The sequence below is a fragment of the Marinomonas sp. A3A genome (assembly GCF_018336955.1).
Classification (GTDB): Bacteria; Pseudomonadota; Gammaproteobacteria; order Pseudomonadales; family Marinomonadaceae; genus Marinomonas; species Marinomonas lutimaris.
The window spans coordinates 2883449-2905122 of sequence record NZ_CP025532.1 but is presented as its reverse complement, the minus strand read 5'-3'; the positions used below and the strand labels follow the sequence as shown (position 1 = coordinate 2905122).

The window sequence follows — 21674 nt, the reverse complement described above, 5'->3', positions numbered from 1 at the left end:
ACTTTCTCCTACATCATGTTAGAGCTTCGTTATAAAGAATGCCGCTTTCAGGCAGGGCATTGTTATCAAAAAAAGCTGTTCCGTCATGGAATGTTAATCTTTCTTCACTGAACCATTTAACCGCCAGCGGATAGATAATATGTTCTAAAGAGTGAACCTTACTAGCTAAACTTTCTGCGGTTTCTTCTTGCGCTATTTCCGTACTCGCTTGGAGTATAACGGCGCCAGCATCCAGTTCTGGGCTGACAAAGTGTACTGAAACGCCATGTTCTTTTTCGTTTGCATCAATAGCACGCTGATGTGTATTCAAACCTTTGTACTTTGGAAGCAAAGAAGGGTGAATATTTAGCATTCTACCTTCAAAATGTTTCGCAAAGGTTTCAGTTAGAATGCGCATAAAACCAGCGAGAACAACCAATTTTGGTTGATATTGATCGATAAGTGTTTGCAGTTCAGCATCAAACTCCTCTCGACTATCAAACGATTTATGGTTAAGTGTGTGCGTTGGTATACCTGCTACCTTGGCACGCTCTAAACCATAAGCTTCTGCTTTGTTGCTTATTACAGCACAGATCTTGATATTGAGTAGTCCTTGCAAGCTTTGATCAATCAAAGCTTGCAAGTTGCTGCCGCTGCCAGAAATTAAGACAACGATCGGAAAACTCATGCCTGCGTCTCTAGGTCAGAGATTAAAACCTCTTTTCCGCCGTTACGAGGGCAAATATCACCAATGATCCAAGCGTTTTCGCCTTCTGCTTTTAGAATAGCGAGTGCTTCGTCTGCTTTTTCTGCATCAATAGAAAGTACCATGCCGACACCGCAATTTAAAACACGGTACATTTCTTCTTGCTCAACATTTCCTTGTTCTTGCAACCAATCGAACACAGCAGGACGTTTCCAGCTTGTTGCATTGATACGAGCCGCTGCGTCTTCAGGAAGAACACGAGGAATGTTTTCAAGTAAGCCGCCGCCAGTAATGTGGGCTAGGGCATTCACAGAAATGGATTCCATTAATTTAAGAATGGATTTGACGTAAATGCGAGTTGGCTCCATTAGCGCGTCTTTTAAAGCAACACCGTCGATATCTTGATTAAGATCCGCTTTGCTTACTTCAAGGATTTTGCGAATAAGTGAGTAGCCGTTTGAATGCGGGCCAGATGAGCCTAAAGCAATCAATTTGTCGCCAGCTTTGACTTTGCTGCCGTCAATAATGTTTTCTTCTTCAACCACGCCAACACAAAAGCCAGCTAGATCGTAATCACCGTCATGGTACATGCCAGGCATTTCGGCGGTTTCACCGCCAACAAGTGCGCAGCCTGCTTGTAGACAGCCTTCACCGATACCGGTAACAACGTTTGCAGCCACATCAACATCTAGCTTGCCAGTTGCGTAGTAATCTAGGAATAATAGAGGCTCAGCACCGGCTACGACTAGATCGTTAACGCACATTGCAACTAAGTCGATACCAATGGTGTCGTGTTGGTTAAGGTCCATCGCTAGACGAAGCTTAGTACCAACACCATCGGTGCCAGAAACAAGAACAGGGTTTTTGTATTTTGTTGGAAGACGTGTCAAAGCACCAAATCCACCCAGACCACCCATTACTTCAGGGCGACGAGTTTTTTTGCTTACGCCTTTAATACGTTCAACAAGTTGATTGCCAGCGTTGATATCAACGCCTGCGTCTTTATAACTAATGGATGGTTTATCCGACTTGGTCATTGCCTATGCCTTATCATGGTACGAGGAAAAAAATGCATTTTAGCATAGTGGCGCATTAGGGCTATGGTTCTTTGCAATTAAGACAGTAGAATAGGCAAATAAACGAAGGAAGGGTTATGAATTCTCGTATATTTTTACTACTTATTAGTGTTTTTTGTATTTCGCCAGTCAATGCAGTCCCTGTTGAGGGGCTTTATAGTGCTGAAATTAATCTGCCAGTGGCACAATCAGAGGCGCAAATGCTAAATGAAGCATTTGGTTTGGCCGCTGAGGATGTGTTGATAAAAGTCTCGGGTAATAAAAATGCCATTTCTGGTGATTTATTAGAGCAGGCTAAAAAGAAAGCACCAACTTGGGTTGCGCAACATTCTGTAGCGTCGCTTAACGAGTTGTTGCCTTCTGATGACGGCTTGGTTCCCGGTAAGCAGGTTAAGGTCACTTTTTATCAAGAATCCATTGATGGCTTTTTGTCGCAGAATAATTTGCCAGTTTGGGGTGGGAATAGACCGTCTGTCTTGGTCTGGTTGGTGAGTGAAAATAATGGTGTTAGGACATTATCTGGATCAAAAGAGCCATCAGAGGCGCTGAATAAATTAGCACAGTCTGCTGGCAAAGTCGGTGTGCCTATTTATGCACCTTTGCTTGATGATGTCGATAAACGAAGTCTTGCTGCGTCTGATGTCTGGGGCTTTTTTGAGGACAGCATAACAAATGCGAGTAAACGTTATCAGACGGATTCTGTAGCGGCTCTTAGAATAAGTAATTATGCAGGGCAAGTGAGCGGAAATTTATTGGTGTTATTAAAAAGTGGCGAGACAGAGCGATTTGTTTTGCGAGGTGAAAACCTTAATGACTTAATTGATCAAGCGAGTGCTGACTTGGCTAAAGCATTTTCGTCTCGTTATGCTTCAGTACGTAATGGCGGCTCTGCTAGTAAGTTGAATGTTCAGATAGTGGGTGTTAAGAGCTACAGTGTTATGAGTAAAGTGCAGTCCTACTTAGAAAATATAGGGGTGGTCCGAGATGTAACTTTGGTTCAGGTTGATGGTGAAAAAGTTGAATTTTCGATTGAGATTGATGGTGATAAGCAAAAGCTATTTAACAGTATATCACTAAGCAGCTTGTTAATTAGTGCACCATTGAATGCCTTAGATCCTGATGCAAATCGAGTTGTGTCTTATCAATATAGTGGAGTGAATTAAATGACAGATCTATTGGATGAAAAGGTTGTAGAGCGAGATTTTTTTGCTCGTCCAGTGGAGGAGCAAAACGATTTTTTGGCGCAAACTTGGTGTAATCACTGTATGGAAGTGGACTTGGGAATGAGCAATCCCAAGGAGTTTGAAAGCAAAGAGAGAGTATGGATAGAGGGTGATTGTGTGAAGTGCGGTCATTCGACTGTAACTGAAATAGTCGAAGATGATGAAGAGTAGTGCTTAGCATTGTTACTGATTTTAGCATATAAAAAACGCGCCTTACGGCGCGTTTTTTTATAATCCATTAGTCCAATGAATTACTTTTTAGTTGGATAATTACGCTCAGGTTTACCAACATATAATTGACGAGGACGGCCAATTTTGTAAGGTCCACTGATCATTTCGTTCCAATGGGAAATCCAACCAATGGTACGAGACATGGCAAAAATCACCGTAAACATGCTGGTAGGAATACCAATCGCTTTCATAATGATGCCAGAGTAGAAGTCCACGTTAGGGTAAAGCTTACGCTCTACAAAATAAGGATCTTCTAGGGCGATTTGCTCAAGACGCTTCGCGATTTTTAGTAATGGATCATTCGATTGACCTAGTTCAGCCAACACTTGGTCGCAGGTCTCTCGCATCACTTTAGCGCGGGGGTCAAAGTTTTTGTAAACACGATGACCAAAGCCCATCAATCTAAACGGGTCGTTTTTATCTTTTGCTTTTGCAATGTATTCATCGATATTTTCAACGTCACCAATTTCTTCAAGCATTGTTAGTACCGCTTCGTTAGCGCCACCGTGAGCAGGCCCCCAAAGTGTTGCAATACCAGCAGCAATACAAGCAAATGGATTGGCGCCAGAGGAACCTGCTAAGCGTACAGTGGATGTCGAAGCATTTTGCTCATGGTCTGCATGCAGGATAAAGATTCTATCCATTGCTTTAGCGAAAACTGGGTTTACTACATAGTCTTCGCAAGGGTTTGCAAACATCATGTACAAGAAGTTCTCTGCATAAGATAGGTCGTTACGTGGGTACATAACAGGCTGATCTTTAGAGTATTTGTAGCATATAGATGCCAGCGTCGGCATTTTAGAAATTAGGCGAAATGCTGCAATTTCACGATGTTTAGGATTGTTAATATCCATATGATCTTGATAAAAAGCAGATAGCGCACCAACTAGGCCGCACATGATTGCCATCGGATGGGCATCATTTCTAAAGCCTTCAATGAATTTGTGCATCGATTGGTTCACCATGGTGTGTTTACCAACCGTTTTTTCAAATTCTGCTTTTTGGTCTTTATCGGGAAGTTCCCCATAAAGTAACAAGTAACATGTTTCTAGGTAGTCTGAATGCTCTGCAAGTTGGGCAATTGGGTAGCCTCGATGCAAAAGGATTCCAGCGTCTCCATCTATGAATGTAATAGAGGATTCACAAGAGCCGGTAGACATAAAGCCTGGATCGTAGGTGAATACACCGTTAGCGCCTAAGCTACGAACGTCTATAACGTCTGTGCCTAAAGTGCCTGAAAGAACAGGAAGCTCGATAGTTTTATCGATTCCGTCCACTTTGAGTGTCGCTTTTTTATCAGCCATTTATGGTCTCCTTCGTATTCTGGTTCGGGGCCAAGAAGTCGTAGGTTGACTCTACCTGGCCCAGAAGGTGCGGAAAAAATACTGTCTCTAGACTATAAATGTCAATCTTGTTCATTTGCACTCTATTTACATTAGGGTGTCTAATTTTGTAATTATCTGACAAAAATATAAAGTAGCATAAAGTCAAGGTGTTAGTGTTTTTTCAATATCCTATTGAAAAATAAGGTTTTTAATCCTGTTTTTTGTGTAAATAATTATGTAATTTTATACCATTATTGTTTCGGCTTATGGCTACATTCATTTGCTGAATGGTGACCATTGAAAACCTCTTGTTCAGTCTATTTGTCTTAGTATTTTTGGCTGGTCTATAATTGCGCCTCAGACGATTTCATTGATTTGCTGATGCTAATGGATAAAAGAGAGTCGCTTTTAAACATTTGTTTGCAAATCGATGAGATTTTCAAAGCAGGCCTATGACGTGATTGCGTTACTCTTTTTAAAGATTGTGTAATTGCGTATAGACATTGGGTCGTGATTGACCATTCAATCGATAAGATGGTGTAAAAAGTCGTGAATAAAAAAAGACCAGTCAACCTTGATATTTTAACAATATCGATGCCCGTCACAGCAATCGTGTCTATCCTTCACCGTGTAACAGGAATCATCCTTTTTGTGGGGTTAGCTTTCTTGTTTTATGCGTTCGATCTTTCTTTAGAATCTCAAGAAGGTTTTGATCAGGTGGTTAATGCACTGCAAACTAACTTTTTAGTTAAGTTTGTTATTTGGGGTGTTGTTTCTGCGCTGATGTACCACTTCGTAGCGGGTGTGAAACACTTGTTTATGGATATGGGGTATTTTGAAGAATTAGAAAGCGGACGTAGTGCTGCTATCGCAAATATTGTGATTGCTGCAGTTCTTATTGTATTAGCAGGAGTGTGGATATGGTAACTCAAATCACAAGTTTTGGTCGTTCAGGCCTTTACGACTGGATGATGCAACGAGTTTCTGCCGTTGTATTGTCTCTATACACGGTTTTCATTATCGGTTACTTGCTGCTTAATCCTGATCTTACATACGATCAGTGGAGCGCTTTATTTGAAGCAACATGGATGCGCATATTTAGCTTGATGGTGCTTTTATCTATTGGTATGCATTCTTGGATTGGCTTGTGGTCTATTTCTACAGACTATATTAAAGCAACTGGTGCTCGTTTCTTTTTTCAATCTCTATGCGGCCTTGTAATGTTTGTTTACATCGTATGGGGTGTTCAGGTTCTTTGGGGGCTATAAGTAATGGCAAATATTCGTACTATTTCTTTTGATGCCATTGTTATCGGTGGTGGTGGCGCAGGTATGCGTGCAGCACTTCAGTTAACTGAATCCGGTTTGAATACCGCATGTGTTACTAAAGTATTCCCAACGCGTTCACACACTGTGTCCGCTCAAGGTGGTATTACTTGTGCGATTGCAAGTGATGATCCAAATGATGATTGGCGCTGGCACATGTATGACACCGTAAAAGGGTCGGATTACATCGGTGACCAAGATGCTATTGAATACATGTGTTCTGTAGGTCCTCAGGCTGTTTTTGAGCTTGAACACATGGGTCTACCATTTTCTCGTACAGAGCAAGGTCGTATTTACCAGCGTCCATTTGGTGGACAGTCTAAAGATTTTGGTAAAGGTGGTCAGGCTGCTCGTACTTGTGCTGCTGCTGACCGTACAGGCCACGCTCTTCTTCATACGCTTTATCAGGGTAACCTTAAAGGCGGCACGACATTCTTAAATGAATGGTATGCGACTGATCTTGTGAAAAATAGCGAAGATGCGGTTGTTGGTGTTATTGCAATCTGTATTGAAAATGGTGAAACCGTCTATCTAAAAGCTAAGGCAACGGTTATCGCGACTGGTGGTGCTGGCCGTATTTATCAATCTACAACCAATGCTCACATCAATACAGGTGATGGTGTAGGTATGGCGTTGCGTGCTGGTTTCCCTATGCAGGATATGGAAATGTGGCAATTCCACCCGACGGGCATTTACGGTGCAGGTACGCTTGTAACGGAAGGTTGTCGTGGTGAAGGTGGATACCTAATTAATAAAGACGGTGAACGCTTTATGGAGCGTTATGCTCCAAACGCAAAAGACCTTGCTGGTCGTGATGTTGTTGCTCGCTCAATGGTTCTTGAAATTTTAGAAGGCCGTGGCTGTGGTCCTGATGGTGATCACGTATTGCTTAAATTGGATCACTTGGGTGAAGAGACGTTGAATAAGCGTCTTCCTGGTATTCTTGAGCTTTCTCGCACTTTTGCTCACGTCGACCCAGTTAAAGAGCCAATTCCAGTTATCCCTACTTGTCACTATATGATGGGTGGTATTCCAACGAATATCGGTGGTCAAGCAATTAAGATTAACGAAGCGGGTGAAGACGTTATCATTGATGGTCTTTATGCGTGTGGTGAGGCTGCTTGTGTGTCTGTACATGGTGCAAATCGTCTTGGTGGTAACTCATTACTTGATTTGGTTGTGTTTGGGCGTGCAGTTGGTATTCAAGTTAAAAAATCTTTGGATGAAGGTTTTGAATCGCTTGATGCTGACGATACCAATATCGAAAAAGCGTTGGTTCGTCTAAATCGCTTAAATAACACAACAGGTGGTGAAAGTGTTGCCGCTGTTCGTGCGGACCTTCAGCGTGTAATGCAGCTCTACTTCGGTGTATTCCGTGATGGCGAGGCAATGCAGAAAGGTTTGTCTCAACTTAAAGATATTCGTACTCGTGTTGAGAACTTGCACCTTGAAGATAAGAGTCAAGCCTTTAACACTGCTCGTATTGAAGCTCTTGAGCTTGAGAACTTATTGGAAGTTGCTGAAGCTACTGCTATTCCTGCTGAATTCCGTAAGGAAAGCCGTGGGGCTCACGCGCGTAATGACTTTACTGAACGTGACGATGAAAACTGGTTGAAACATTCTTTGTTCCACCCAGCTGATAAGAAAGTGACTAAGCGTGATGTAAACTTTGCGCCAAAAACTATGGAAGCTTTCCCACCTAAAATTCGTTCATACTAAGGAGTTGTGTCAATGTTAGTTAGTATTTATCGCTACAATCCTGAGAAGGACGACGCTCCTTATATGCAGGATTATGAAATTGAGTTGCCAGCAGGTAAAGACCTAATGGTGCTTGATGTTTTAAACTTGTTGAAGGCTCAAGATCCTAGTATTTCTTACCGTCGTTCATGCCGTGAAGGTGTATGTGGTTCAGATGGTATGAATATGTCAGGCAAAAATGGTCTAGCTTGTATTACGCCAGTTTCTGAAGCGGTTAAAAAAGGTAAGTTGGTATTGCGTCCACTTCCTGGTTTGCCTGTGGTTCGTGATCTTGTCGTAGATATGGGGCAATTCTATAAGCAATATGAGAAAATTCGCCCGTTCTTGATCAATGATGCGCCAGCACCAGCGATTGAGCGCTTGCAAAGCCCTGAAGAGCGTGAAAAGCTTGATGGCCTTTATGAATGTATCTTATGTGCTTGTTGTTCAACGGCTTGCCCATCTTTCTGGTGGAACCCAGATAAATTTGTTGGTCCGTCTGGCTTGTTGCAAGCATATCGTTTCTTGGCGGATAGTCGTGATACGGCAACTCAAGAGCGTCTTAGTGATTTAGATGATCCATTCAGCGTTTTCCGTTGTCACGGTATCATGAACTGTGTCAACGTTTGTCCTAAAGGATTAAATCCTACTAAGGCAATTGGTAATATTCGTACTATGCTTTTGCAGAGAGCGACCTAATAGTGCTCCGTGTGGTTCATAATTGCGTTTTGATGTGACCACCGAAAGTAGGCGGCTTGAATATTAATTTCAATGCCGCCATTTTTGCATATTCTTATGTAGAGAATGTAACAAAAAGAATTTAAAATTCGATCTTTACGAGCAAGGATGTACTAAGAAAAGCTACTGACTCAGTGATTATGGATTCAGGGTATTTTATTTAACTAAATAAAATACTTTTAGTGGCTTAGTATTAAAACGTAAAAGGGCGAAAGTAGCTGGAAATAAACAAAAAATCGAGGCTTTAATAGCCTTACGGGCCTGATAAAATGATCGACCTTAATCATAGGTTGATACCGGGACCCCGGTAGCTGGCTCGAACATAAGGGTGATCGAGAATGCACGAAAGTTTAATGGAGTTGCTGTGGAGCACCTCTCATTTTTCAGGTGGAAACTTGGAATATGTTGAAGGGTTGTTTGAAAGCTACCTCGTCGATCCGAACTCAGTGTCGGAAGAATGGCGTAAATGTTTTGATCAATTGCCTCGCGTAAGTGAAGCGCAATCAACTGATCTTCCTCATTCAGTGATTCAAGAGCAGTTTCTGCAGATTGGTAAGAATAAGTTCCGTTCAATGCCTGTTTCTACGGGTGTGGTAGCTAGTTCTGCACATGAACAGAAGCAAATTAACGTGTTGCAACTGATTAATGCTTATCGCGTACGCGGGCATCAACATGCGACACTTGATCCACTTGGATTGCAAAAGCGAGAAAAAGTTGCCGACCTAGATATTGGTTATCACCAATTAACTGGCGCTGACTTAGATACAACATTCAATGTAGGTTCTTTGTTTTTCAATAAAGACTCTCTCAAATTAAGTGAAATTGTATCTGAACTTGAAAAAACCTATTGCGGAAGCATAGGTTATGAATTCATGCACATTGTTGATACGCAAGAAAAAGCGTGGCTTCAACAGCGTGTTGAATCGGTTCGCTCGCATCCAGAATACTCACAAGAAACCCGTGAAAATTTACTAGAGCGTTTAACTGCAGCGGAAGGTCTAGAAAAATATCTTGCTAGCCGTTACCCAGGTGCAAAACGTTTTGGTCTTGAGGGTGGCGAGAGTCTGATCCCTATGGTGAATGAGTTGATTCAACGATCTGGCGCACTTGGCGCTAAAGAAGTTGTAATCGGTATGGCTCACCGTGGCCGTCTAAACGTCTTGGTTAATACACTAGGTAAAAACCCGAAAGACTTGTTTGATGAGTTTGAAGGTAAAAAACTAGTTAATACATCTGGTGACGTTAAATACCACCAAGGTTTCTCATCTAATGTGATGACAGCGGGTGGGGAAGTCCATATCGCCCTGTCTTTTAACCCATCGCATTTGGAAATCGTTTCTCCTGTTGTTGAAGGTTCGGTGCGAGCTCGTCAGGATCGTCGTAAAGACACGACGGGTAAAACTGTTGTTCCTATCTCAATTCATGGTGATGCTGCTTTTGCTGGTCAAGGTGTTGTTATGGAGACGTTCCAAATGTCTCAAACTCGCGCTTACCGCACTGGTGGTACGGTTCATATCGTTATCAATAACCAAGTTGGCTTTACTACTAACCGCCAAGAGGATTCTCGCTCTACTGAATACGCAACAGATGTTGCTAAAATCATTCAAGCGCCTATCTTCCACGTTAATGGTGATGATCCAGAGGCGGTGTTGTTTGTCACTCAGCTAGCATTGGATTACCGTTACGAATTTGGTCGTGATGTTGTGATTGACATGGTTTGTTACCGTCGTCGTGGTCATAATGAAACGGATGAGCCTTCTGGTACTCAGCCACTGATGTACAGCGTAATTAATAATCTGAAAACAACACGTACTCTTTACTCTGAGCGTCTAGTTGCAGAGTCTGTTGTTACACAAGAAAAATCAGACCAAATGGTCAGTGAGAATCGTGAAGATTTAGACAATGCTCGCCATGTTGCGAAAAGCCTTGTTCTTGAATCTCAAACTGGCTCATTTGTCGATTGGAAGCCTTATCTTGGTGTTGAATGGACTGATGCAGGTGATACGACATATCCATTGGCTAAATTACAGGAAGTCGCTAAGAAATTAACGAGTATTCCTGATGGTGTGGTTGTTCAGCGTCAAGTTCAAAAGATTTATCAAGATCGTGACAAAATGACAGCAGGTGCTTTGCCTCTAAACTGGGGTTACGCAGAAACATTGGCGTTTGCAACTTTGCTTGAGCAGGGTTATCCGATTCGTATTACGGGTCAGGATTCTGGTCGCGGTACTTTCTCGCATCGTCATGCGGTCATTCATAGTCAAAAAGATGGTAGTACTTATATTCCACTGAAACATTTGTCTGAAGATCAGCCTACACTAGATCTTTATGACTCTTACCTTTCAGAAGAAGCGGTATTGGCCTTTGAATATGGTTACGCAAGTACTTCACCGAAAGGTTTGGTTATTTGGGAAGCGCAGTTTGGTGACTTTGCCAACGGTGCACAGGTTGTTATTGACCAATTTATCACCAGTGGCGAGCACAAATGGGGTCGTTTATGTGGTTTGACTATGTTGTTGCCACACGGTTATGAAGGTCAAGGTCCTGAGCATTCATCAGCACGACTAGAGCGCTTCTTGCAGCTTTGTGCTGAATATAATATTCAGGTTTGTGTGCCGACTACACCGTCACAAATTTTCCATATCATTCGTCGTCAAGCGATTCGTCCAATGCGTCGTCCGCTTATCATCATGTCTCCTAAGAGTTTGTTGCGTCATAAACAAGCGATTTCGACACTAGAAGACTTGGCGGAAGGAAGCTTTAAAACGGTCCTACCAGAATCATCTGAAACAGTTACTGCGGATAAAGTGAAACGTATTGTCCTATGTAGCGGTAAGGTTTATTTCGACTTGATTAATCGTCGTGAAGAGCTACAAAAAGATGATGTTGCTGTGATTCGTTTGGAGCAATTGTATCCGTTCCCATACGCTGACCTTGAGTCTGAGTTAGAACAGTACAAAAATGTTGAGAGTTTGGTTTGGTGTCAAGAAGAGCCGAAAAACCAAGGTGCTTGGCATGCCAATCGTCACCGTATGAATCGAGTATTGGAAAAATTGTATCCAGAGTTAAAAATCCGCTTTGCAGGTCGAATTTCGTCTGCTGCACCAGCGGCTGGTTACATGTCTATCCATGTTGAAGAACAAGAAGCGCTGGTCAACGACGCATTAGTTGGTTAGTACCATAGCCTGTCAGAGAGATAAGGGTATAAAATGAGCATTGAAATTAAAGCACCTACTTTTCCAGAATCTGTAGCAGACGGCACCGTTGCTACTTGGTACAAACAGCCAGGCGAAGCCTGTGCACGTGATGAGCACATTGTAGATATCGAGACAGATAAAGTTGTCTTAGAAGTCGTTGCACCTGCAGATGGTGTGCTAAAAGAAATTTTAAAAGCGGAAGGCGACATCGTATTGAGCGATGAGGTTTTGGCTATTTTTGAATCTGGTGCAGCCGCTTCTGCTGCTCCAGCTCCAGCTGAAAAAGCAGCAGCCCCTGCAGCTGCTTCTTCTTCAAAAGAAACCGTTCAAATTAAAGCGCCAACTTTCCCTGAATCTGTTGCTGATGGTACGGTTGCTACTTGGTACAAACAACCAGGCGAAGCTTGTACACGTGATGATCATATTGTTGATATCGAAACCGATAAAGTTGTTCTAGAAGTTGTGGCGCCTGCTGATGGCGTGATCGGCGAAATCTTGAAAAACGAAGGCGATACTGTTCTTAGCGATGAAGTTCTTGCTAACTTCTTGGTAGGAGCATCTGGCTCTGAAGCGGCATCTGCTCCAGCAGCGTCTACTTCTGCTTCTGACGCAGAGGAAGACGGTGTTGCCGGTCCTGCTGCTCGTAAGGCTCTTTCTGAAGCTGGTCTAACTGTTGCTCAAGTTAAGGGCACAGGTAAAGGCGGTCGTATTACTAAAGAAGATGTTGATGCTGCTGTTAAAGCAAAATCAACCGCTCCTGCTACCCCAGCTAAAGCAGCGTCTGCAACTGCTGCTAAAGCGGCTACTGCGCCTACATCTACAGCACTAGGTGCTGAAGGTCGCATTGAAAAACGAGTTCCTATGACTCGTCTTCGTGCAACTATTGCTAAGCGTTTGGTTGAGGCTCAGCAAACTGCTGCTCTATTGACGACTTACAATGAAGTGAACATGGGTCCAATCATGGAACTTCGTAAGAAGTACAAAGATGAGTTTATCAAAGCTCATAACGGTACTAAGCTTGGTTTTATGTCGTTCTTCGTGAAAGCTGCAACTGAAGCGCTTAAACGCTTCCCAGCTGTAAACGCATCTATCGATGGCAACGACATGGTTTACCATGGTTACCAAGATATCGGTGTTGCTGTTTCTACTGACCGTGGTTTGATGGTTCCTGTTCTTCGTAACACTGAAGCGATGGGGCTTGCGGATATCGAGTCAGCAATCATGGATTTCGCACTTCGTGGTCGTGATGGCAAGCTTGGTATGGATGACATGCAAGGCGGTACTTTCACTATTACTAATGGTGGTACTTTCGGTTCTTTGCTATCTACTCCAATCATTAACCCACCTCAAACGGGTATCTTGGGTATGCATAAAATCCAAGAGCGCCCAATGGCTGTTAATGGTCAAGTTGTGATTCAGCCAATGATGTATTTGGCCTTGTCTTATGATCACCGTATGATTGACGGCAAAGAAGCCGTACAATTCTTGGTAACGATCAAAGACCTGCTTGAAGACCCAGCTCGTCTTTTACTTGAAATCTAAGTATTCGTACCAATTATTTGTATGAATTGAATACTGGACTGCATGTGTTATATGCAGTCCAGTTTGACTGAAAAATGGGACCTCTTATGTCTGATAAATTTGATGTTGTTGTAATTGGCGGCGGCCCTGGTGGCTATGTAGCCGCAATCCGAGCTGCTCAGTTAGGTCTGAAAACGGCTTGTATCGAAAAATGGTTAGACAAAGACAACAAGCCTCGTCTTGGCGGAACTTGTTTGAACGTTGGCTGTATTCCTTCTAAAGCCTTACTAGACTCTTCACAAAAATACCATGACGCAAAAGACGCTTTCGGCGTACACGGTATTAGTATGAAAGATGTCGCTATGAACGTTGATACTATGGTTGATCGTAAAGATAAAATCGTAGATCAATTGACTGGTGGTATCACAGGTCTGTTCAAAGCAAATGGCGTTACTAGCTTTGAAGGTTTCGGTAAAGTTTTAGCGAACAAGAAAGTAGAATTTACTGCTCATGACGGCACTGTGACTGTTATTGAAACTGAAAACGTTATTTTAGCAACGGGTTCTGTACCAGTTAACATTCCACCTGCTCCTCGTACAGGCGATATTATCGTTGATAACGAAGGTGCTCTTGATTTCCGCGCTGTACCAAAACGTCTTGGCGTTATCGGTGCTGGTGTTATCGGTCTAGAGCTTGGTTCTGTATGGGCTCGTCTAGGTTCTGAAGTAGTAGTGCTTGAAGCACAAGACTCTTTCCTTAGCCTTTGTGACCAAGACCTTGCTAAAGAAGCAGCGAAAATCTTTAAGAAACAACATCTTGATATTCGTCTTGGAGCCCGCGTTACTGGCAGCCAAATCAATGGCGAAGAAGTTGAAGTGACTTACCTTGATGCGAAAGGTGAAGAGCAGAAGCAAACGTTTGATAAGCTAATCGTAGCTGTTGGTCGTAAGCCATTCACTCAAGGTTGTTTCTCTGAAGACTCTGGTGTGAAACTAGATGAGCGTGGTTTTGTCTTTGTTGACGAGCAGTGTCGCACTTCTGTACCAGGCGTTTTCGCTATTGGTGATATCGTTCGTGGTCCAATGTTGGCTCATAAGGCGTCAGAAGAAGGTGTAATGGTTGCGGATATTATCGCTGGCCATAAAGCACAAATGAATTACGACTGCATTCCATCTGTTATTTATACTCACCCAGAGCTAGCTTGGGTTGGTAAAAATGAGCAAGAGCTAAAAGCAGAAGGTGTTAAGTTTAAAGTGGGCAAATTCCCATTTGCAGCGTCTGGTCGTGCTATGGCGGCTAATGACACTGATGGTTTCGTTAAGATGATTGCTTGTGAAGAAACTGATCGTATTTTAGGTTGCCATATCATTGGTGGTCATGCGGCTGATTTGATTGCACAAGCGGTTATTGCAATGGAATTCGGTTCTACAGCAGAAGATATTGCTTTGACTGTCTTTGCTCACCCAACAGTAAGTGAAGCAGTTCATGAAGCAGCGCTAGCGGTAGATAACCACGCGATCCATATCGCAAACCGTAAAAAGCGTTAATAAATTAGATTTGCCGGCTTCGAGCCGGCAATTTCTGTCTTAGCGGGCAGAGCTTATGTCAATCATTCAGATGAGCGGAAGAATCAAATGAACTTACATGAATATCAGGCTAAACAGCTTTTTGCTGAATACGGCCTGCCAGTATCTACAGGGTACGCAGTAGACACGCCAGAAGCGGCAGTTGAAGCAGCGAAGAAAATTGGTGGTGACAAGTGGGTTGTTAAAGCTCAGGTTCACGCTGGTGGTCGCGGTAAAGCAGGCGGTGTAAAGCTTGTTGATTCTTATGAAGAAGTTGCAGCGTTTACACAAAACTGGTTGGGTAAAAACCTAGTTACTTACCAAACAGATGCAAATGGTCAGCCTGTTGCTAAAATTCTAGTTGAATCTTGCACTGACATTGCTAACGAATTGTACCTAGGTGCAGTTGTTGACCGTTCTACTCGTCGCGTTGTTTTCATGGCGTCAACTGAAGGCGGTGTTGAAATTGAGAAAGTTGCTGAAGAAACTCCAGAACTTATCCACAAAGCGATTATCGACCCTCTAGTAGGTGCACAACCTTACCAAGCTCGTGAATTGGCATTTAAATTGGGTCTTAACCCAACTCAAATCAAGCAATTCACTAAAGTATTCCTTGGTTTGTCTCAAATGTTCCACGATTACGATTTCGCACTTCTTGAAATCAACCCTCTAGTAATCACTGATGAAGGTAACCTTCATTGTCTAGATGGCAAAATCGGCATCGACAGCAACGCTGTTTACCGTCAGAAGAAAATGCAAGAGTTCCACGATCCATCTCAAGAAGATGAGCGTGAAGCGCATGCAGCTAAATGGGAACTTAACTATGTAGCTCTAGACGGAAACGTTGGCTGCATGGTAAACGGTGCCGGCCTAGCAATGGGTACTATGGATATCGTTAACCTACACGGCGGCAAACCTGCTAACTTCCTAGACGTTGGTGGCGGTGCAACTAAAGAACGTGTTGCTGAAGCATTCAAAATCATCCTTTCTGACAGCAATGTTAAGGCGGTATTGGTTAACATCTTCGGTGGTATCGTACGTTGCGATATGATCGCTGAAGGTATTATCGGTGCGGTAGAGCAAGTAGGTGTTAACGTGCCTGTTGTTGTTCGTCTTGAAGGTACTAACGCAGAGAAAGGCCGTGAAGTTCTTGCAAATTCAGGTCTAGACATCATCGCTGCAACAAGTCTAAAAGACGCGGCTGAACAAGTTGTTAAAGCTGCGGAGGGCAAATAATAATGTCTGTTTTAATTAATAAAGATACTAAAGTAATCTGTCAGGGTTTCACTGGCGGACAAGGTACGTTCCACTCTGAGCAAGCGATTGCATACGGAACGAAAATGGTTGGTGGTGTTACTCCTGGTAAAGGTGGTCAAACTCACCTAGGTCTACCAGTTTTCAACACTGTTAAAGAAGCCGTTGAACAAACAGGTGCAGAAGCTTCTGTTATCTACGTTCCAGCTCCTTTCTGCAAAGACTCTATCCTTGAAGCGGCGAATGCTGGTATCAAACTAATCGTTTGTATCACTGAAGGTGTTCCGACTCTTGACATGCTTGACTGTAAAGTTAAATGTGACGAGCTAGGCGTACGTCTAATCGGACCTAACTGCCCAGGTGTTATCACACCAGGTGAGTGTAAGATTGGTATCATGCCTGGTCACATCCACATGCCTGGTAAAGTAGGTATCGTATCTCGTTCTGGTACTTTGACTTATGAAGCTGTTAAGCAAACTACTGATGCTGGTTTCGGTCAATCTACTTGTGTAGGTATTGGTGGTGACCCAATTCCTGGTACTAACTTCATCGACGTATTGGAAATGTTCCAAAACGATCCACAAACTGAAGCGATTGTTATGATCGGTGAAATTGGTGGTACTGCTGAAGAAGAAGCGGCTGCTTACATCAAAGCAAACGTAACTAAACCTGTTGTTTCTTACATTGCTGGTGTAACTGCACCTGCTGGTAAGCGTATGGGTCACGCTGGCGCAATCATTTCTGGCGGTAAAGGTACAGCTGACGAGAAATTCGCAGCTCTACAAGATGCTGGTGTTAAAACTGTTCGCTCTCTAGCGGACATCGGTACTGCACTTAAAGAAATCACTGGCTGGTAAGCTAGTATTCTAAAGTGTTGCTGATTATAAAATCCCTGCTTCGGCGGGGATTTTTTTTGCCTACATAGGTGTCAATTATGATGTGTCCCTTTTGTTTGAGTGATAATGCATGCGGTGTTGCCAATATTGAACCTTGTTGGTGTTTTAATATCATCATTCCTAAGGAAATGTTAGCACTGCTTTCTTCAGAGCAAAAAGACAAGATGTGTGTTTGTCGGCAATGTATTGATTGGTATGAAAGAGATAAATCAGGCTTTTTAAAGAAATTTCATTTAAGTTAAGGTTGTTTCTATAGCTTGTTTCTGGCCTGAGTTTAGACAGGTGTTTTTTAAAAAAATAAAAAGGATTGGGTGATGAGTAATGAATTAAAAAAATCAATTTATGACATTACTGTCATTGGTGCAGGTATTGTTGGTCTATCTACTGCGTGGCAGTTGCTTCAGCGTTATCCTAAATATCGCATTTTATTGGTCGAAAAAGAATCCGAAGTAGGGGTGCATCAAACAGGGCACAATTCTGGTGTTATACATGCTGGTGTGTATTACGCGCCAGGTAGTCTTAAGGCGGATTTTTGCCAGCGTGGAGCAAAAGCGACTAAGGCTTTTTGTCTCCAGCATGATATTGAGTTCGACGAATGCGGTAAGTTGTTGGTTGCGACGAATGCGCTTGAAGAAGAGCGTATGGAAGCCTTGTACCTGCGTTGTCAGGACAATGGTTTGGAAGTGCATAAGTTAGATCAGGCTCAATTAAAAGAGCGTGAACCGAATGTTAAAGGCGTTGCTGCACTGTTTGTCCCATCTACTGGGATTGTGAACTATCGGAAGATTTGTCAAAAGCTGGCTGAGCTTTTTGTGCAAAAAGGTGGAGAGTTACGTTTAAGTGCCGAAGTCCAGAATCTTGAAGAAAGCTATGAGCGGGTTGCAATCACGTTAAATAACGATGTGGTTCATACTTCCTACCTTGTTAGTTGTGGTGGTCTTATGGCTGACCGTTTGACTAGAATGCTCAATATTCCGACTGATTTTCAGATTATTCCTTTTCGGGGCGAATACTATCAATTGCCAGCGAAACATAATCAGATTGTGAATCATCTTATTTATCCTATTCCGGATCCAGGCTTGCCTTTTTTAGGAGTACATCTGACTAGGATGATTGATGGTTCAGTGACGGTTGGTCCTAATGCGGTACAAGGATGGAAGCGAGAAGGGTACGGTCGAATCAATATTGATTTGCGTGATATTTTCGACATGGTGTGTTTTCCAGGTTTTTGGAAATTGCTAATGAATCATTGGCAAACAGGGTTGGTAGAGACAAAAAACTCTTGGTATAAGCCTGGCTATTTAGCCCAAGTTCGAAAGTATTGTGATCTTATTTCTCTGGATGATTTACAGTCCTATCCTGCTGGAATAAGAGCTCAAGCCGTAATGAGCGACGGCAGTTTGGTGCATGATTTTCTGTTTGCCCAAAGCGCTCGAACCTTACATGTTTGTAATGCGCCTTCACCTGCAGCTACCAGTGCATTTCCTATTGGTGCTTATATCATCGACAAACTCGATGAACAAATTACGTCTGTTTAGTACGAAAGCATTGTGAAATAAAGGTGGCTTGGTTTGTGCTATGTAAGGGTTTCGATATAGAGTAGAGTACGTAATAATCACTGATAAGGAATAAGTATGACGGGTTTGAAGAAAAATCTAGGCTTTACTCATCTGGCGCGAGGTATTGCAGCCGCGTTGCTTATTACTCAAGTGACGGCATGTGGTACTTTGCTTTATCCTGAGCGTCGTGGTCAAACAAATGGCCAAATCGACGTGGGTGTTGCTGCATTAGATGCTATTGGTTTGTTGTTCTTTTTTGTTCCAGGTGTTGTGGCGTTTGGTGTGGACTTTATTACCGGTGCAATTTATTTACCAGGCGGCGGTATGGCGAGTTTAACGGAAGATGAATTGAACTCGATTAAAAATGGCCCTGATTCGATAGACGTTGAAAAGTTTAAAACTGTGATGGCTCAGCGTAGCGATATTAAACTGCCAAAAGATGCTTACACAGATCAATTGAATGTGATGGCCATGTCGTCTACTCAGTCTCTTAAAACGGCAATGAACATGTCTAATGAGCGAGTTGCTTCTGCTCAAGCTTACTAAGCCGTTAAAGTAAAAGAGTAAGTTTGGATTTATAAGCCAATTGAATCTTTAAACTAAAGAATGGATTTTTTAGTTTAAAGATTTAAAAACTACTCAGCCGTACACGCCTGATAAATGATTTTTTGCATGGCTGTTATATCTTGGCCTTGGTCTAGTGTTACTAATTTAGCCTTTGTCTTAAAAATATATTCCCAAATATTGTCAGCGATGCTGATAGATTCTCCCTTAATTTGTATTATTAATGCGACATCGTGCTTTCGAACGAGGGCGGATATTTCACTTGGTGAAAATACGGTTGCCCCAAGAACCTGAGTTCGGTTATTCCATGGTTCATCATCAATGAACGCCGTAATTTCGATAGGTTGCTGTGCATGTTTGTTGTTGTCTAGTAGAGATTTCGATAAAGAAAAACATAGATAATCTATTCCAATAACAATCACTTTTTTGGGTGTCGCATTACTCTGAAAAAGTCGCCTAACAAAATGCATTAGTTGAATCATGTCTCATTAAACCGTTTTGCTATAGCGTTGTTTTGGTCTGCCACCCGTCTTGTAGTCTAGCGTCATGCTGACTTGGCCTTGGGCTTCTAAGTACTCAAGATAACGTCTGGCAGTAATTCGGCTAAGGTTGATAGCTTCGCCTATGTCTTCTGCAGTGAACGGACTCTCATCCATGGTGTCAAGATACTGAGTGAGTTTGTCTAGGGTGTTTTCATCAATACCTTTTGGTGTTTTACGGCTTCCGTCTAACGCTGCACTTTTTCTAAATAGGGCATCTATATCTTGCTGATCAATTTTATCATTTTTAGTAAGGCGTTTTTTAAAGTCCAAATAATCATCAAGTGCTTGTAAGACACGAGACATTCGAATGGGCTTTACAAGGTAATCCATCACACCAAGCTGAATGGCTTTTTCAATAGTCGCCGTTTCTCGCTCAGCTGTGGTCATAATAAAGGCCGCTTTCATGCCTTTGCTTTTTAATAATTTTACTAGATCAATTCCGTTACCATCGGGTAGGGAAATATCCACCATAATAAGCTCCGGATCGAAAGCTTCTGCTTTTAACTCCGCTTCTATAAGGCTTTCGCAAGCTGCGACAACATAGAAATCTGTGTGTTGGTTGATGGTACTTTCTAATACATAGCTAGCACGTAGATCATCTTCCACTATCATGACCGGAATGCGATTCATCTTGTTAGCGCTCGTTTTTCTAAATAAATACTAAAAACAGTGGTGTTAAACTCACTGCGTTCCCAATCAAGACTGCCGTGATATTGATCGACAATTTTTTTGACCAAATAAAGCCCAATGCCGTGTTGTTCTGTATTGTGTTTGCTGCTGACGCCAAAGTCTAATATTCGACTTTCCAGCTTTTCATCAACTCCAGCGCCACTGTCTTCAATTTGGATCATGATGTGGGCATTTCGGTCACTAATATACAGCTTAACAAAAGGTGGTGTAAGTAGTCTGTTAGACCAAGCGGCCAATAAAGCGTTGTCGATTAGATTTCCTACTAATGTGACTAATGCTTCGTTGGTTTTGGATGGATATCGGCCAAGCTGGCAGTCGCTTTCGATCAGCATGTCGACTTTTAGGTCTTTAGCTTTATTGTGTTTGGCGAAAATTAGCCCTGCAACAGCGCTGTTCTCAATAGTTTTTATAATGCGTCTTAGTGCGACTTGATCGCCGTCGCTTTCCTGCTGAAGAAATTCGATTGCATCATCATAGCGTTCTGCCTGCAACATGCCGGATAACACGTTTAAGTGATTGGCATACTCATGGGTTTTTGCACGAAGTAGGTCTGCATAGTTTTTGGTAGACGTGAGTTCTTGTTCTAAGGATTTTTCACCGTGGTCTGGAAAAAATACAATGACATAGCCAATATCGCCTTTTTGGATTTTTATCGGATATAAAGTCGCAATGAACTCTAATTTTCCTAAATTAAAACGGTTTTGTGTGATTTTTCCTTTGGCTTCTAGTGCGAAGTGAGAAAGACTTTGTGATTGTTCGCTCAATGGTTTACTAACAACCTGAGGGGCATTCAGCACATTCATGGTTAGCCACTCAATTGCCATGCTGTTGATTGCCGTGATGTTTTGTTCATGATCGATCGCCACAATGCCATCGCGAATACTGTCTAAAATTAATTCATGCTCTTTGAATTTTTGAACAATCTCTTCTGGTTCTAGGCTTAAAAACGTACGCTTTAATTTGGCAATTAAGACGATAGCGATAATGACACCAAGTAGGTAAACGAATGCTACTAATAGGCCCGCTTCACGAAGGTGCTGATGAATCAATTCGCTGGTGGTCTTGGATAAATAGCCAACACTGACGGCACCAATAATGCCTGTTTCGTCTCTGATTGGGGTAAAGTTACGAATGGCTTCTCCCAGTGAGCCGCTGGCCATACTGGTAGAGTCTATGCCTTGTTGTAATGTTGGGTAGACATCATCACCGATAAATGCCTTACCGATAAGGGAGGCTGTGGGATGGCTAAGACGAATGGCTTTTTGGTCAACTACCACAATGTATGAGGCATCGGTTTTGCTGCGTAAATTTTCAATATGATTTTCAATAGAGGCCGGTTGCCCGCTATTGCTGGCACGTGCAGCCTGAATGACTTTGTCATCTTGAGCGACAACACGAGCCAGCTCTAATCCGCGTTTGCCAATGCCATCTAAATACGCATGTTGCAAGGAGTAACCAAATACTAACGCGACAGCCACTACAATAATGGTGATGGTCGCAATGGTAATTAAGGCAAGGTAAGACTTGAGTGTCATCGGCGCTTCAT

20 protein-coding genes are annotated in these 21674 nt (G+C 42.6%); 14 read left to right on the top strand and 6 right to left on the bottom strand.

The window, feature by feature from the left end; translation table 11 throughout:
- Positions 1-13: 13 nt before the first annotated feature.
- Together purN and purM are read right to left on the bottom strand one after the other, a co-directional pair.
- Positions 14-667, bottom strand: coding sequence for a phosphoribosylglycinamide formyltransferase (gene purN, locus CYL31_RS13575; RefSeq protein ID WP_212915739.1), 654 nt, complete (start codon positions 665-667; stop codon positions 14-16).
- Complete coding sequence (purM, locus tag CYL31_RS13570) at positions 664-1722, bottom strand: phosphoribosylformylglycinamidine cyclo-ligase (protein ID WP_212915738.1); 1059 nt, start codon at positions 1720-1722, stop codon at positions 664-666. Before purM ends, purN begins: the two co-directional genes overlap by 4 nt.
- Before the next feature lie 116 nt (positions 1723-1838).
- Between purM and CYL31_RS13565 the strand changes: the two genes are divergently transcribed.
- Positions 1839-2924: a DUF2066 domain-containing protein gene (locus CYL31_RS13565; protein ID WP_212915737.1), complete on the top strand. Its 1086-nt coding sequence runs from the start codon at positions 1839-1841 to the stop codon at positions 2922-2924.
- On the top strand, positions 2925-3155 hold the full coding sequence (locus CYL31_RS13560) for a hypothetical protein (protein WP_212915736.1): 231 nt from the start codon (positions 2925-2927) through the stop codon (positions 3153-3155).
- Positions 3156-3235: 80 nt separating this feature from the next.
- Here the strand turns inward: CYL31_RS13560 and gltA are convergent, their stop codons facing one another.
- The gene (gene gltA, locus CYL31_RS13555; RefSeq protein ID WP_212915735.1) at positions 3236-4519 is read right to left on the bottom strand and encodes a citrate synthase; all 1284 of its coding nucleotides are present in this window, start codon (positions 4517-4519) and stop codon (positions 3236-3238) included.
- Between the two features lie 570 nt (positions 4520-5089).
- Between gltA and sdhC the strand changes: the two genes are divergently transcribed.
- From sdhC to CYL31_RS13495, 12 genes are all read left to right on the top strand, one after another.
- A complete protein-coding gene (gene sdhC / locus CYL31_RS13550; protein ID WP_212915734.1) occupies positions 5090-5467 on the top strand; it encodes a succinate dehydrogenase, cytochrome b556 subunit in 378 nt (125 codons plus the stop codon).
- Positions 5461-5808, top strand: coding sequence for a succinate dehydrogenase, hydrophobic membrane anchor protein (gene sdhD / locus CYL31_RS13545; protein ID WP_072839974.1), 348 nt, complete (start codon positions 5461-5463; stop codon positions 5806-5808). The genes sdhC and sdhD overlap by 7 nt, the downstream gene beginning before the upstream one ends.
- Positions 5809-5811: 3 nt before the next feature.
- Positions 5812-7584 carry a succinate dehydrogenase flavoprotein subunit gene (gene sdhA / locus CYL31_RS13540; protein WP_212915733.1) on the top strand — a complete coding sequence of 591 codons (1773 nt, stop codon included), beginning with the start codon at positions 5812-5814 and terminating at the stop codon, positions 7582-7584.
- 12 nt (positions 7585-7596) lie between these two features.
- Positions 7597-8301 (top strand): succinate dehydrogenase iron-sulfur subunit, encoded by a 705-nt coding sequence (locus tag CYL31_RS13535; protein WP_212915732.1) that lies wholly within the window; start codon positions 7597-7599, stop codon positions 8299-8301.
- A 377-nt stretch (positions 8302-8678) separates the two neighbouring features.
- Complete coding sequence (locus tag CYL31_RS13530; protein WP_212915731.1) at positions 8679-11516, top strand: 2-oxoglutarate dehydrogenase E1 component; 2838 nt, start codon at positions 8679-8681, stop codon at positions 11514-11516.
- A gap of 33 nt (positions 11517-11549) precedes the next feature.
- On the top strand, positions 11550-13079 hold the full coding sequence (odhB, locus tag CYL31_RS13525; RefSeq protein WP_212915730.1) for a 2-oxoglutarate dehydrogenase complex dihydrolipoyllysine-residue succinyltransferase: 1530 nt from the start codon (positions 11550-11552) through the stop codon (positions 13077-13079).
- Positions 13080-13165: 86 nt separating this feature from the next.
- Positions 13166-14605, top strand: coding sequence for a dihydrolipoyl dehydrogenase (gene lpdA, locus CYL31_RS13520; RefSeq protein WP_212915729.1), 1440 nt, complete (start codon positions 13166-13168; stop codon positions 14603-14605).
- An 87-nt stretch (positions 14606-14692) separates the two neighbouring features.
- A complete protein-coding gene (gene sucC / locus CYL31_RS13515; RefSeq protein ID WP_212915728.1) occupies positions 14693-15859 on the top strand; it encodes an ADP-forming succinate--CoA ligase subunit beta in 1167 nt (388 codons plus the stop codon).
- Between the two features lie 2 nt (positions 15860-15861).
- Positions 15862-16734 (top strand): succinate--CoA ligase subunit alpha, encoded by an 873-nt coding sequence (gene sucD / locus CYL31_RS13510; RefSeq protein ID WP_212915727.1) that lies wholly within the window; start codon positions 15862-15864, stop codon positions 16732-16734.
- A 77-nt stretch (positions 16735-16811) separates the two neighbouring features.
- The gene (locus CYL31_RS20925) at positions 16812-17015 is read left to right on the top strand and encodes a cysteine-rich CWC family protein (protein WP_212915726.1); all 204 of its coding nucleotides are present in this window, start codon (positions 16812-16814) and stop codon (positions 17013-17015) included.
- Positions 17016-17087: 72 nt separating this feature from the next.
- The gene (lhgD, locus tag CYL31_RS13500) at positions 17088-18311 is read left to right on the top strand and encodes an L-2-hydroxyglutarate dehydrogenase (protein WP_212915725.1); all 1224 of its coding nucleotides are present in this window, start codon (positions 17088-17090) and stop codon (positions 18309-18311) included.
- Positions 18312-18407: 96 nt separating this feature from the next.
- Complete coding sequence (locus tag CYL31_RS13495) at positions 18408-18878, top strand: hypothetical protein (protein ID WP_212915724.1); 471 nt, start codon at positions 18408-18410, stop codon at positions 18876-18878.
- 89 nt (positions 18879-18967) lie between these two features.
- Here the strand turns inward: CYL31_RS13495 and CYL31_RS13490 are convergent, their stop codons facing one another.
- The 3 genes from CYL31_RS13490 to CYL31_RS13480 are packed head-to-tail and all read right to left on the bottom strand — an operon-like array spanning position 18968 to position 21663.
- A complete protein-coding gene (locus CYL31_RS13490) occupies positions 18968-19378 on the bottom strand; it encodes a nucleoside-diphosphate sugar epimerase/dehydratase (RefSeq protein ID WP_249411583.1) in 411 nt (136 codons plus the stop codon).
- A 6-nt stretch (positions 19379-19384) separates the two neighbouring features.
- Positions 19385-20068, bottom strand: a complete 684-nt coding sequence (locus CYL31_RS13485) for a response regulator (protein WP_212915723.1) — start codon at positions 20066-20068, stop codon at positions 19385-19387.
- The gene (locus CYL31_RS13480) at positions 20065-21663 is read right to left on the bottom strand and encodes an ATP-binding protein (RefSeq protein ID WP_249411582.1); all 1599 of its coding nucleotides are present in this window, start codon (positions 21661-21663) and stop codon (positions 20065-20067) included. Before CYL31_RS13480 ends, CYL31_RS13485 begins: the two co-directional genes overlap by 4 nt.
- Between the last annotated feature and the right edge of the window lie 11 nt (positions 21664-21674).